Source organism: Priestia sp. D51, from assembly GCF_053345675.1.
This window is the reverse complement of the sequence record NZ_JBLTIR010000002.1, coordinates 77330-89984: the sequence shown is the minus strand read 5'-3', so window position 1 is coordinate 89984 and position 12655 is coordinate 77330. Positions and strand designations below refer to the sequence as shown.

Here is a 12655-nt window from a genome sequence, read left to right as displayed (position 1 = left end):
AAAATAGGCTATTAAAGGGTCTTTACTACGATAAAACTATTTTTAATCACGTGCTTTTCATACTAAAACACTCATCATCGGGTAAAGAAAAGAAAGAGGTGAAAAAAATGAAGAAAAATGAAAAACTACTGTTGAAAAAAATGAACATGAAACAGCAAAGAGAAGTTGCTGCTCAGCTTGAAGACGTACTGGATTCCTTACTGTCTCTTGAAGAAAAATTATGCTCAGCACCTGATAATAAGGAGTGGCTGTCTTTACAAGCTCAGCTTGAAAAAAGAGAACATGAGCTGAGATTTAAGCATAAAATGCTGTGTGAGGAATGGACAGCGCTATAAAAGACAGGCATTTTGTCTGTCTTTTATGGCATCTAAATTTTCATGATCCGGATAGGACTCACCATCAAAATGGCTAAAATAATCATAAGATAAGGATTCACATAATAAAACATGCCGAGCAGTGCGATAATTAGAGCTGGAAAAGGAATAGGCAGTCCTATAAAATAACCTACGGTTGGATTTGCGCTAAATTTAGCTAACCTTAATGCACCCATGCTTGGATAAATCATAAAAGCGAGTACGGTTAGCCAAGAGTGGGGAGAAAGAGTATGAAATAGCATTGCAGGCGCTACGCCAAAGCTTATAATATCAGCCAAAGAATCTAGCTCTACACCAAACTCACTGTTAACTTTTAGCTTTCTCGCAATTTTGCCGTCAAATAAATCGAAAAAAGCGGCTAGAAAAATAAAAAGAGCAGCTAAGCGTTCGTAGCTGTTCATATTAAAGGCTATGGAAAATACGCCGCTTAGCAAATTTCCAATCGTAAAGAGATTCGGAACCCATTTTAACAGTCGAAGAATCAATGTCATACAACCGCCTTTCACAGTGTGTACAATTAGTGTAACTGTTAAATCGTATTATTATGTGAGATGCAAGATAAAAAGAAAGGAGTATTGAAAACTGGCTGTCGTTTCTGTAATATATATCGTATAATACGATAATAACTAAAAATACGATATAAAGGAGCAGGATCATGAAAGTAGAGGAGTTAAACAGCTATTGGACGTCTATTTATTATCATTTGCACTATACGCATCAAGAGAAAATTACGCACCAAACCATACGTCTTTTGCAGCATATCGACAAATCATCTTCGGTTGGAATAAGAGAAATCGCAGATTATTTAACTATTTCACATAATACGGCATCTGAACATGTAAAGAGAAGCATCAAGAAAGGATATGTGTATAAAAATAGAGATATACAGGATGAAAGAAAAGTAATTCTGCATTTAACAGAAGCAGGAAAAGACATCTTAAAACGGAATTCAAGCTTGGATGAAGAAAAAGTATCAGCTATTTTACGCGAAATGACAGCATCTGAAAAACAGCTAATTCAACAGGCTTTTCAGTTATTGAGCGAGCGTGCAGAACATGTATAGTATCATCAAAATTTTAATGTCGGCTCTTATTATTGCAGGGGTAACAGAAATGGCCAAAAGATTTCCGGCATACGGTGGAATCGTGGCTGCTCTTCCAATTGTGAGCTTACTAAGTATTATATGGTTGTCAGTGCGAGGAGAAAAAAGAAGTGGTCAGTCAGTTTACGCTTGGCGTTCTTTATGGACTCCCAGGCACTATTTTATTACTTGCTGTCGTCTATATTTGTGTAAAAAACTCTCTTCATTTGTTTGTGAGTTTATCCATAGGAGTTATGTGTTGGGCCTTGTTTTTAGTGCTTCAAAAGATGGTGATTAACCTAATTACTACATAAACTATTGGAATTTAATCCAATTTTCTGTAAAATAAAGGTCTAAGTAAAAGATAGGAGCTGAGTAGAGTTGAGTTTAGCAGAGAAAAAGTTAGGAATTGACCGAGTTGTTTTTATCGGCAGAACGTTTGAAGAGTATAGAGCTATGTTTAATTTGAATGACAAGCGTTTAAAAGGAAAAAAAGTGTTAGATTGTGCTAGCGGAGCCTGTTCTTTTACTGCTCATGCCTTGCAGCAAGGTGCGGCGGCTACTAGCTGTGATATTGCCTATAAATTTACGGCAGAAGAGCTTGAAAAGAAGGGAAGCCTGGATTTAATTCATACGATGAATAAAATGCAGCACGTACAGGAGCAATATGTGTGGAAATATTTTTCATCTATTGATAATTTAACTGAACATCGAAAAAGAGCATTAAAAGATTGTATTGCTCATATGAAAAAGAGCCCCGAAGCCTATCAGTACGGAGCGCTTCCTAATTTGCCGTTTCAAAAGAACGAATTTGATTTAACGCTTTGTGCAAACTTTTTATTTATGTACAGCGACCGGTTAGATTATCCGTTTCATTTAGAGGCTTTAAAAGAACTGATACGCGTTACAAAAGAGGAAGTGCGCTTGTTTCCTTTAACGGACCTGAGCGGCAAGATTTCTACCTATTTGCCGCAGCTTTTAGAAGAGATTGCGCCTCTAGTAAATGGAACAGAAATAGCAGATGTCCCGTATGAATTTCAAAAAGGTGCCAATCAAATGCTGAAAATATATGTATAACAAATGTAATGAAGAGGCTGAGGAAAAAGTATTTTAGCTCAAGTGAAAAACGAACCCTTGATCAAACATGTTAATCAAGGGTTCGTGTTTTTTTCTTTTGTTAGGGTGAACGTATGTTTCATCTGTGTCATTCCTTTTAGCAGTTGATTGGAGGGCAAGGCGAAGACTCCTGCGGGAAAAGCGGAACAGGTGAGACCCCGCAGGAGCGGAATCGACGAGGAGGATCACCGGCCGCCCGCGGAAAGCGAAGCCTTGCATGGAAATCAACTGCGGCGTCACAAGCGGCTCAGCTCATGCATCCCATTTGTTCGTTTTTAGATTGGATTCATTTCGTCATGTCTTAACCTCTTTTAACATTCAAACGTTTTTTAGCAGTTTGAGTATGCTTCGTTATGGTTTCAGATCCAAGAGCTTTAGCTAAGCCGAACGAAGGCATATTCACATATACTGATTCGTAATTTCCTGCAGGAATGACGTAAGTTTCATGATAAATGCCAACTGCATTCGTTTTTGAAGCCTGTTTATAAAAAGAATTCCAAGCTTTTAAGTGCTGAGGACCTTTGGCATAGGAGGTCAATTGATCAACTGACTCCCAATATTTAATCAGCGTAATGGTTCTTAAATTAAAAGATCCTTGCAAAGATAAAAAGCCAAGATTTTTGTTTGCATACAACTCTCGAATCATAGGAGGCATTGCTTTAAATACAGGGAGCCATTTGTGTACGGCTGTCCATTTATTAATACGCATTCCTATAACAAAGACGATCAGATCCTGACCGGGCTTAGCCATTACACGATTGGAATGAATCATAAATTCTGCGCCTCCTCATCATATAATTTATTAATCGTATCTTTGCACCATTCCATCGAAGCACGAGTTGTTCGTTTACCGTAGTCTAGGGTAATAAGCCAATACGTTCTGTCAGGAGAAGGGCTTTTAGAAATGCTGTCTTCGATTCCGCAATACATGTGATAGCGTTCAGTTAGTTTCTGCTGAGCGTTTTTTAACTGCGAAATTGTGAGCTGCTTTTCTTGGTGACTACTAAAAAATAGTTTTAACAAAAGTTCATTTCGTTCTGAGGGGAGCTGCTTAATAGGTTCACGCAGCCAATCTTGCAGAACTTCTTTTCCTTTAGTTGTTATTGCGTACACTTTTTTATCCGGCTTATCAGTTTGAGCAACGGAATTTACCGTCGCTAGTTCTTCATTCACAAGCTTTTGTAAAGTGGGATAAATTTGACCATAGCTAATTTTCCAAAAATGATTTAAACTTCGATCCATTAACCGCTTAATTTCATAACCAGTTCTGCATTCAGTGGTAAGCAGTCCTAAAATCGCATATGTCGTTTGATTTTCCTTCATTTACTTTCCTCACCTATATCTTTTTGATATATATATTACCATAAACAGGATATTATTCAATAAAAAAACGCGAGAGTTATGCACTCTCGCGTCTAAAAAAAGGTTTGTATTGCTGAACCATCATTTGCGAAGCAGCAATAAATAAAAAGATAAAGCCTCCACACATTAGCAACATGACAGCACCTATTCTCCATAAAAGCTTTGGCATCAGCATATCTCCTTTTTTGAAGTTATTACCTATAGTGTAAAGAATAGCTTGCAAAAATTCTAGTCATAACTAAATATAATTTTATAACTTTTTTAGACTGACTCTTCCTTTGGATCATCTTCATCAAAAATAGGAACTTCTGTATACGCTTCTTCTTTTTCGAAAGCGGAAGAAGAATTCTCTTTATCCTCTTGTGCAGGCTTCGGTTTACCAGAAGAAATATCTGATTTAGCGTTTTTTAACTCTTCCATATCTTTTTGGATTTGGTCCGTAAAATCCTTTGGTATAGCTCCGCTTCCGTATGTAGCTCCGATGTTTAAAGCACCTCCGAGCTCCTTAATGCCCACTTGGCCAATATTGTTGTTTTGTTCGTATTTATCAAGAAAAAATTTATCAATATGAATAGGCGGAGGAGCATTTTCTAAAAGTGCCGCTTTTTGATGAATCAATCTTACTTCTTCTTGAAGAGAAGACGTTCGTTTTAGCATGTCCACCTGTACTTCAGTTAAAAGCGACATGCTTCGCTCTAATGCTGAAACTCTGTTATCTAGTTCGGTCATTTTTTCGAGATAAGGAGCCATTTGTTTCTCTACAGATTGTTCTACTAAGCTAGCTATATCCGGATAAGGCACAGCTTCTTTCTTTTTATCGCGAGGGTTTTGCGTGGAGATGATTTGTTCCAATTGCGCTACTTTTTCTTTTAAAAAATGAAGCTGCCTAGCAGTCTCTTGCATGTCTTTTGTATATGATTGTTCAGTGTTTTTGTGAGCATCTCTTTGTGAAGATGAAGAATCGTTGGAAAGCACTGGCTGAGCCTCCAGCTTTTTTTTGAACATTATGAGAGAACCCATTTGCGGTTCGAGTTTTAAAAAACGGTTCATGTGAACTTCAAGCGTGTTAATACGCTTGATTTGATGTTTGAAGTCCGCTAGCTCAGTTTGAAGATGTTGGTTAGTCTGTTTGGGGTTGAAAAATCCTTTCATAGACATTTCGCTTCTCCTCATCTTGGGCTTATTTCCTCTGTAATCACAGTTAGATAAATACATATTTATTCAGTTTGGGAGTTAATATTAAATTTTTTGCATTTATAAATGCTTATGTGCAGCATTACATTTCATTCGTAAAACTACTAAACCTTATTCAATATGAATACGCTCTTCTTGAAAAAACTGCCTGTGATAAGAAAGAATAAGCAGTCCATTTTCAAATTTTGCACGCAGATGATGCGCATCTGTAGGCTCAGGCAATTCGATAATTCGGTTGAAATCTCCAGAAGGTCGTTCTTGTACAACAGGCTGCCCTGTAATGAGAGGGTGGGGCGAGCCTTTTAATAGAAGCCGGCTGCCTGAAACAGAAACGTGCAAGTTTTCTTTTAGATAACCAGGCAGGTCAGCGATAACAATGATCTCGTGAGGAGTAACATAAATGTCGATAGGTGGAAAATTACTTCTAGGAGGTTGAGGAGCCTGATGCGAATCCTGGGCAGTCATATCCATATTTTCTTTCATAAATTCGTTAAAAGCAGTTTGATCAAAAACACCGTTCCAAAAGTCGTTTGTTTGATATTTTTTAGCAAATTCCATCCATTGCATAAGTTTATCAAAGTCCATATGGTTTCCTCCTTACCACACATCATAAAAAGATGGAATTTGAATATAGTTTGAAAAGGGGGTGGTTTAAATGTCAGGTGCATCTATAAACATTAATATTTTAATGCTAAAGATAAATTCCTTTGAAAATGCGTCTGCAGTAAATATCGGACAGAATTTACTAGCAGACTGGAATAATTCAGATAAAAAAACACAGGGGTTTGGGCAAAATTTCGGTGATGATAGCGGCTTTATAGGAACGAGAAGCTGTGTTGATGATCGAGATCAAATTGACAGCCCATCATCTTTTCAAAAAGTCCCCATTTTATAGAAAGAGCCTAATAAATATAGCCAGTTCAGATGCAGGTTATATTTATTAGGCTTCAGATTGAATACTGATAGACAAATAGATGAAGGTATGCTGCTAGTCATGTTCGTTAGAGGCGGTGTAGAAGCTTAAATTACACTGTTTTTAACTGAGTTTGAATCGTTTACATCTGAATCTATAATCCATGAGAACGGAGTTACGTTTGGAGAAAAATCTCCGTTTGATTCTCCTAGACCTTGATTACGTTTGTAAGATACGAACACGTCAAGCTGCTGATTAGGTCCTATGCTTAAAACAGATGAATTATCCAGAACGTTCACTTTGAAGGCTTGTAAGTTAATGACCATAGGCGAAAAAATCATATGGTTTCCTCCTTATTTATCATTTTTTGTTGCAAATGCATCTACATAATCATTATCTACAGTTTTGTAAGCAGATCCTGCTGAAAAACATTGATCAGCGAGCTGCTGTCCGAAGGCCTGATTTTTCTTTGCTGTTACATACCTTGTAACTTTTGACGTATTTCCAATAGAAATACTGCTTGCTTGATCAGCACTGCGAACGTTCAATTTTCCTAGGTTGATTTTTGTTGAGTCAAATAGCATACTATTCTCCTTTCAAACGACAGTTCTTCTAAGTCTTTAAAAGCTTATTGTAGCTTCGTTGAAAATATGAATAATACATGGATTCATTCCGAGAGCAGAAGTAGCCTACTGTAGCGTATTTTAGTTCTCCACAAAACGTGAAAAGATTTTAAAAAATCAGTAGTAAAAGGAGGAAATAATAAAAATGCACGACATTTTACATACTGTAGAAAAATCAACAGTAAAAAGCGTGTTGGCAACGATTATTCATGTAGAAGGATCCTCTTATTTAAAAGAAGGAACGTCCATGCTGTTTCAAGAAAACGGGGAGAACATTGGGATGTTAAGCGCTGGTTGTGTAGAAGCAGATCTTGCTGAGCGCGTAAAAGAGTTGTTCGATACTGAGCACGTATTAACCGTTACGTACAATTTAAAAGAAGAAGGTGATGCGGGGTGGGGACAAGGAGCAGGTTGCAATGGAATTCTCTATATTCTCCTAGAACCTGTAACTGCGAAGATGAAGCAAGATCTTCTGCGGGTAAAACGTCATTTAGATAACCGAAATCCTGTTTTGCATATTAAAAAATTAGAAAAAGACTTTATTCAAACAACCTCTTTTTATGTAGAAAAGACGGGCCAAACATTTGGTGCAAATAGCGACGAATCATCTTTTGCAACAGATGATTGGAATGGGAGAAAGAGCGGTATTCAACTTTCGAATTGCTCTCTGCTCACATATGCTCATCTATATAAACCGAAGCCTCGTCTAATTATGTGGGGAGCAGGTGCCGATGCAAAATATTTAGTATCACTTGCTGCCAATACGGGGTTTTTTGTTACTTTATGCGACTGGAGACCTGCTTTATGTAATAAGGAACATTTTCCGCTAGCAGAGGAAATACAGATTGGATTCCCGGAGGAAGTAGAGAAAAACTTGTCCGTTCAGAGCGATGATTTTGTTGTGATTATGACGCATAATTTTTATCGCGATCAAGAAATTCTCTCGCTATTAAAATCAAGTCCTGTGAAGTATATAGGAGTTTTAGGGTCTAAAAAGCGAACGCTTCGATTATTGAATACCGATATTCCTTCCCATATTCATTCGCCCGTGGGACTTTCTATAGGAGCGGTAGGACCGCAGGAAATTGCGGTTAGTATTGTAGCTGAATTAATTGAGATCCTCCGAATGTATGATGAGAAAAAGGGGTGAAAATGTCCGGGTTAAATATTGTTGCTGTTTATCTTGCCGCGGGAGCTAGTAAAAGGATGGGCAGCAATAAGCTGCTGCTGCCTTTAGGGAATGGATGTTTAGGGAGTAAAGCTTTACGAACAGCGGTTTGTTCAAAAGTAAATCATACGATAGTAGTCACAAAGAAAGGAGATTCTCTTGAGTGGATTGACCCTATTCTTTTTTCAGAAGCATATCAGCAGAAGTGGAGTCATACTTCTTGTAGTAGCGCCTTAAAAGGTCAGTCTGCGTCTTTAAAATGCGGATTAAAAAAAGCAAAAGAATTAAGCGCTGATGCTATTATTGTGCTGCTGGCAGATCAGCCTCTTATAAGTATCGTGCTGATAGATACATTTGTTTCTCTGTTTGAGAACCATTTTTCCGCTCCGTATATTTCTTCTTTTTATCAAGGAATTGCCAGAGCACCGGTTTTATTTTCAAAACAAATGTTTTCAAGCTTGGATAAGCTGCAAGGAGATCAAGGAGCAAGAAAAATTATAAGGCAAAACGGACCTGGAAATGGAATGTTTTATGAATGTACCGACGCTTCCTTTTTTATGGATGTTGATACAAAACAAGCGTATGAACTCATTAAAAAGATATATAAAGAGAAATGTAGACGGGTTTGATTGATGGAGGTGAAAAGAGTGGATGTTATTGGGAAAAGCGTGATTCGAAAAGATGCGTTAGAAAAAGTAACGGGTACGGCTAGGTACACAAATGATTACAGTTTTAAAGGTTCCCTGCATGCCAAAATAGTGGTCAGCCCTTACGCTCATGCAAGGATTCAAGCAATAGACGTTCAAGCAGCGATTGCTACTCCCGGTGTTCACGCGGTTGTGACCGGTGAGCATTTGCCGTTAACCGGGGAAGGAGTTCGTGACCGGCGACCGCTTGCGTTTGAAAAAGTGCGGTATCACGGAGAAGCGGTAGTCCTTGTAGTAGCAGAAAATCCTGCACTCGCTGAGCGTGCGGCGAGTGCTGTTCATATTCAATATGAGCCGTTACCTGTCGTTCATTCTCCTAGCGCCGCTATTGAGCCGGATTCTCCTTTAGTGCATGAACATATGCACATCTACAAGCATGATGAAACGGTGTATCCAGAGCCCGGCACCAACGTAGCAAACAGAGTCAAAATACGAAAAGGCAATACGGAAGAAGGTTGGCAAAAAAGTGAGTTAATAGTTGAAGAAACGTTTTCTCTATCTCCTTCAGATCACGCGGCAATGGAAACAAGAAGTGCCGCTGCTGAAATTCTTCCGAATGGATTAGTTAAAATTATCACTTCTTCTCAAGCTCCTTTTATGGTGAAAAAATTAATCAGTGAGTACTTTGAAATTGAAGCGGGAAAAGTGATCGTTGAAACACCGCTAGTAGGAGGAGGCTACGGAGGAAAAGCAGCTGTCCAGCTGGAGTTGCTTGCCTATATAGCTTCAAAAGCTGTTGGTGGAAGACTGGTTAAAATATTAAATACAAGAGAAGAAGATATGCTCACTTCGCCTGCTCACATAGGTCTAGATGCCAAAATCAAGCTAGGTTGTTCTAAAGAGGGACTCTTGCAGGCTGCTGACATTCTTTATTTGTTTGACAGCGGTGCTTATGCAGATAAAGGAACGGACCTGAGTAAAGCTGCAGCAGCTGACTGTACGGGACCTTATCGTCTTGAACATATTGTTTGTGATTCATTATGTGTATATACAAATCACCCTTACGCTTCTCCTTTCCGAGGATTCAGCCACTCAGAACTATTGTTTGCGTTTGAGCGTACGATGGACATCCTTGCTAAAAAAGCAGGTATAGATCCTTTGGAGTTTAGAGAAAAAAATGCTATTTTGCCGGGCGATACTACGCCTACGCAAGTACGTTTAACGTCTAGCAGCGTCGGTAACTTACCGGAATGTATTCGTCGCTTGAAGCAGCTGATCAAATGGGAGGAAGGACAGAGAACGGTGCATGAAAACGGCCTTATTACTGCCAAAGGGATTAGCTGCGTCTGGAAAACCTCTACAATTGAAACAAACGCAGGTTCCGGTGTTATTCTCACATTCAATCCGGATGGAAGCGTGAATTTAATGTCTGGCGTTATTGAATTAGGCACGGGGACGAAAACCGTGCTAGCACAAATACTGGCTGAAAAATTGCAGATGCCCGTGGAACGTATTCATGTGCGAATGGAAGTAGATACTCAAACGACTCCTGAACATTGGAAAACGGTGGCTAGCAGAGGCACTTTTATGGCAGGAAGAGCGGTTTTAGAAGCGGCTGAAGATGTGATTAATCAATTAAAAAAGATAGCTTCTTGTATATTTCGAGCTTCTGAGGAAGATATCGAAATAAAAAATGAAAAAGTTTTTTTACGGGATGAGCCTGAGACTTCTTTGAAATTTAAAGAAATTGTGTATGGCTATAAATATCCGAACGGAAATGCAATTGGAGGGCAAATCATAGGGAGAGGAAACTATATTTTAAGAGGCATGACCTACTTGGATAAAGAAACGGGAGCTGGGCGTCCAGGGCCTGAATGGACGGTAGCAGCTGAAGGAGTTGAAGTGGAATATAACCCTAGAACGTATAGATATCGTATTGTAAAAGCTATTTCTGTTATTGATATAGGAACCGTGCTAAACGAGAAAATGGCAAGAGGGCAAGTCATGGGTGCGATGAGTATGGGACTATCGTTTGCAGGCAGAGAAACATTTTGGTTTGATTCAAATGGCCGTATTTTAAATCCTCAGCTTCGGAAATATCGTCCTCTTCGCTACGGAGAGCATCCGGAGTACTTAGTAGATTTTGTTCATACGCCTCAATTAGATGCGGCGTATGGAGCTAGAGGAGTCGGAGAACACGGGCTGCTTGGTATGCCGGCTTCTTTAGGAAACAGCTTAACGGTGGCAGCAGAAACAGAATTAAATCAACTTCCTCTTATTCCAGAATTGATTTGGAGAATGAAAGAAGGGAATGCAGATGATTTCGTTTGACTTTGAATACTATAAACCTGCAACTGTTTCAGAAGCAGTTGCCTTGTTTCAAGAGTTAGAGAATCAAGGCAAACAGCCGCGGTATTATGCTGGCGGCACCGAAGTTCTGACATTAGGCAGATTGGGTTTGTTTGTTACCCATGCTGTTATTGATATAAAAAATATACCTGAATTTCAACAAACCGAAGCTAATGAAGATTGGATGATTTTTGGTGCAGGAGTAACGTTAACTGAACTGGAAGAGAAAAATTTGTTTCCTTTATTAAGTAAGTCTGCTAGCGAAGTGGCTGATCACACGGCTCGAAATAAAATAACGCTAGGAGGAAATATTTGTGGGCATATTTTTTATCGAGAAGCGGTATTGCCGCTGCTTTTAACGGATAGTCAACTTGCGGTGGCAGGTCCTGCTGGAACAAATATCTATTCGATTCACGACCTTTTTAACCGGCGTTTGCAGCTGAAAAACGGAGAACTTCTTGTTCAGGTGTTTGTTGAAACGAAGTATGCTGCCCTGCCATATATGAGTATAAAAGAGCGCCAGCAGTGGGATACAGGATATCCGTTAGTGACAATAGCAGCGTTAAAAACAGAAGGAACCATTCGAGTAGCTTTCAGCGGAGTATGTTCGTTTCCTTTTCGCTCAGCAGAAATAGAAGAAGTGCTAAATCATAAAGAAACGCCATTAGAAGCTCGAATTCAAACTGCTCTTGAGTATATACCCGCTCCGATTTTGAATGATGGAGAAGGGTCGGATCGCTATCGCAAATTTGTGATTAAAAATTTATTGTTTGATATTTTCACAGAGTTGGGGGGAAGGTAATGTGCTAAAAGATGAACGGTATAGAATAACAATTAAGCTAAAGGTTAATGGTGAAGAAAAAATGGTTGATATCCGAACAGCAGATACGTTGCTTTATGTATTAAGAGAAAAGCTCGGCCTTACCGGAGCAAAACCAGGCTGTTTAAACGGGGACTGCGGAGCTTGTACAGTAGGGATAAATCAGCGGCCAATGAAATCTTGCCTCATGTTAGCGGCAGAAACAGAAGAGAAAGAAATAATGACTATAGAAGGGCTGAAGAGTTCACCTATGCAAAAAGCTTTTATTAAACACTTTGCTTTTCAGTGCGGTTATTGCACATCGGGTTTTATCATGAATGCTCATTTGCTTTCCAAACACCATCCTTCAGGCAGTGACGATATTATAAAGGAGTGGCTTGCTTCCAATATATGCAGATGTACAGGATATAAAGAAATTGAAGACGCAGTAAAATCTGTTTTACACTTTTCGGAGCGGGAGTGAGACAGGAAAAAGAAAAAATAGAATAACATTTACACGTGTTTAGAATAGTATGTGCTAAGGGTGTGGAGAATGTGGAATGGAAAAGCGGCTTTGACAAAGAAAGGGAACTGATCTTTGCCATTCAACGAAATCTGGATGTAGTAACAGCTATATTATTATTAACTGGCCAAATAACAATTATAGGCGTATTTGTGACACCCGGAGCTTTTCGTATTTCAGTAGGGGGACCTATTACAGGAACTAGCCGAATAGAAGGAAAAGGCGGAGATGCGGGAATTAATATCATTATTGATATGATTGATGTAATTCTTGCGGCGTTGCTGCTTAATAACCAGATTAATGTGTCGGGCGCCTTTATTTCTTCTGGAAGGTTTACCATTAATGTAAGTGGACCTATTTTTGGCGTTCCTAAAACAGAACCTGCATTAAGTGAACTAAATCAATCCTCTCAGTTTTTTCATCGTACCGTATCAAAACATTTTTATGTAAATCCTGACTTAGTTGAAAAATTTACAAAGGACTGATTAAGATGTCATTAACGGATA

The 12655-nt window shown here is 38.9% G+C and carries 19 protein-coding genes and 1 pseudogene; 12 read left to right on the top strand and 8 right to left on the bottom strand.

All coding sequences use genetic code 11. From position 1 onward, the window contains the following. Positions 1-107: 107 nt before the first annotated feature. A complete protein-coding gene (locus ACNHOZ_RS07120; protein ID WP_048019218.1) occupies positions 108-335 on the top strand; it encodes a hypothetical protein in 228 nt (75 codons plus the stop codon). Between the two features lie 32 nt (positions 336-367). Here the strand turns inward: ACNHOZ_RS07120 and pssA are convergent, their stop codons facing one another. Next, a complete protein-coding gene (pssA, locus tag ACNHOZ_RS07115) occupies positions 368-859 on the bottom strand; it encodes a CDP-diacylglycerol--serine O-phosphatidyltransferase (protein ID WP_196299084.1) in 492 nt (163 codons plus the stop codon). Positions 860-1029: 170 nt separating this feature from the next. On the opposite strand from pssA, the gene ACNHOZ_RS07110 reads away from it, so the two are divergent. The 4 genes and pseudogenes from ACNHOZ_RS07110 to ACNHOZ_RS07095 all read left to right on the top strand — a co-directional run bounded on the left by ACNHOZ_RS07110 (position 1030) and on the right by ACNHOZ_RS07095 (position 2876). Beyond that, entirely contained in the window at positions 1030-1437 is a 408-nt protein-coding gene (locus ACNHOZ_RS07110) for a MarR family winged helix-turn-helix transcriptional regulator (RefSeq protein WP_033579142.1), read from the top strand. Next, positions 1430-1769 (top strand): annotated as a pseudogene (locus tag ACNHOZ_RS07105) (DUF3147 family protein). The gene ACNHOZ_RS07110 and the pseudogene ACNHOZ_RS07105 overlap by 8 nt, the downstream one beginning before the upstream one ends. A 67-nt stretch (positions 1770-1836) precedes the next feature. Continuing rightward, on the top strand, positions 1837-2532 hold the full coding sequence (locus ACNHOZ_RS07100) for an SAM-dependent methyltransferase (protein ID WP_048019220.1): 696 nt from the start codon (positions 1837-1839) through the stop codon (positions 2530-2532). A gap of 143 nt (positions 2533-2675) precedes the next feature. After that, positions 2676-2876, top strand: a complete 201-nt coding sequence (locus tag ACNHOZ_RS07095; protein WP_048019221.1) for a hypothetical protein — start codon at positions 2676-2678, stop codon at positions 2874-2876. Here the strand turns inward: ACNHOZ_RS07095 and ACNHOZ_RS07090 are convergent. The 5 genes from ACNHOZ_RS07090 to ACNHOZ_RS07070 all read right to left on the bottom strand — a co-directional run bounded on the left by ACNHOZ_RS07090 (position 2873) and on the right by ACNHOZ_RS07070 (position 5712). Continuing rightward, positions 2873-3343 carry a DUF4188 domain-containing protein gene (locus ACNHOZ_RS07090; protein WP_447697077.1) on the bottom strand — a complete coding sequence of 157 codons (471 nt, stop codon included), beginning with the start codon at positions 3341-3343 and terminating at the stop codon, positions 2873-2875. The genes ACNHOZ_RS07095 and ACNHOZ_RS07090 overlap by 4 nt on opposite strands. Beyond that, entirely contained in the window at positions 3340-3894 is a 555-nt protein-coding gene (locus ACNHOZ_RS07085) for a PadR family transcriptional regulator (RefSeq protein ID WP_034266508.1), read from the bottom strand. The genes ACNHOZ_RS07090 and ACNHOZ_RS07085 overlap by 4 nt, the downstream gene beginning before the upstream one ends. Positions 3895-3970: 76 nt before the next feature. Beyond that, positions 3971-4102: a hypothetical protein gene (locus tag ACNHOZ_RS07080; protein WP_013057274.1), complete on the bottom strand. Its 132-nt coding sequence runs from the start codon at positions 4100-4102 to the stop codon at positions 3971-3973. A 92-nt stretch (positions 4103-4194) separates the two neighbouring features. Next, positions 4195-5091: a hypothetical protein gene (locus ACNHOZ_RS07075; RefSeq protein ID WP_048019223.1), complete on the bottom strand. Its 897-nt coding sequence runs from the start codon at positions 5089-5091 to the stop codon at positions 4195-4197. Between the two features lie 147 nt (positions 5092-5238). Further along, complete coding sequence (locus tag ACNHOZ_RS07070) at positions 5239-5712, bottom strand: Hsp20/alpha crystallin family protein (RefSeq protein ID WP_047750864.1); 474 nt, start codon at positions 5710-5712, stop codon at positions 5239-5241. A 70-nt stretch (positions 5713-5782) separates the two neighbouring features. Here ACNHOZ_RS07070 and ACNHOZ_RS07065 point away from each other — a divergent pair, with 70 nt between their 5' ends. Further along, complete coding sequence (locus ACNHOZ_RS07065; RefSeq protein ID WP_048019224.1) at positions 5783-6022, top strand: hypothetical protein; 240 nt, start codon at positions 5783-5785, stop codon at positions 6020-6022. A gap of 125 nt (positions 6023-6147) precedes the next feature. Here the strand turns inward: ACNHOZ_RS07065 and ACNHOZ_RS07060 are convergent, their stop codons facing one another. Further along, positions 6148-6381: a hypothetical protein gene (locus ACNHOZ_RS07060; RefSeq protein ID WP_013057270.1), complete on the bottom strand. Its 234-nt coding sequence runs from the start codon at positions 6379-6381 to the stop codon at positions 6148-6150. A gap of 12 nt (positions 6382-6393) precedes the next feature. Next, entirely contained in the window at positions 6394-6624 is a 231-nt protein-coding gene (locus ACNHOZ_RS07055) for a hypothetical protein (protein ID WP_033579133.1), read from the bottom strand. A 184-nt stretch (positions 6625-6808) separates the two neighbouring features. On the opposite strand from ACNHOZ_RS07055, the gene ACNHOZ_RS07050 reads away from it, so the two are divergent. The 6 genes from ACNHOZ_RS07050 (at position 6809) to ACNHOZ_RS07025 (ending at position 12634) form a co-directional block, all read left to right on the top strand. Beyond that, complete coding sequence (locus ACNHOZ_RS07050) at positions 6809-7813, top strand: XdhC family protein (RefSeq protein ID WP_048019225.1); 1005 nt, start codon at positions 6809-6811, stop codon at positions 7811-7813. A 2-nt stretch (positions 7814-7815) separates the two neighbouring features. Continuing rightward, positions 7816-8460 (top strand): NTP transferase domain-containing protein, encoded by a 645-nt coding sequence (locus tag ACNHOZ_RS07045; protein ID WP_048019226.1) that lies wholly within the window; start codon positions 7816-7818, stop codon positions 8458-8460. An 18-nt stretch (positions 8461-8478) separates the two neighbouring features. Further along, on the top strand, positions 8479-10809 hold the full coding sequence (locus tag ACNHOZ_RS07040; RefSeq protein WP_196299080.1) for a xanthine dehydrogenase family protein molybdopterin-binding subunit: 2331 nt from the start codon (positions 8479-8481) through the stop codon (positions 10807-10809). Continuing rightward, the gene (locus ACNHOZ_RS07035) at positions 10796-11629 is read left to right on the top strand and encodes an FAD binding domain-containing protein (RefSeq protein ID WP_048019228.1); all 834 of its coding nucleotides are present in this window, start codon (positions 10796-10798) and stop codon (positions 11627-11629) included. The genes ACNHOZ_RS07040 and ACNHOZ_RS07035 overlap by 14 nt, the downstream gene beginning before the upstream one ends. A gap of 1 nt (position 11630) precedes the next feature. Next, a complete protein-coding gene (locus ACNHOZ_RS07030; RefSeq protein WP_048019229.1) occupies positions 11631-12110 on the top strand; it encodes a (2Fe-2S)-binding protein in 480 nt (159 codons plus the stop codon). Positions 12111-12181: 71 nt separating this feature from the next. Beyond that, a complete protein-coding gene (locus ACNHOZ_RS07025; protein ID WP_372451734.1) occupies positions 12182-12634 on the top strand; it encodes a hypothetical protein in 453 nt (150 codons plus the stop codon). The last annotated feature ends 21 nt before the right edge of the window (positions 12635-12655 follow it).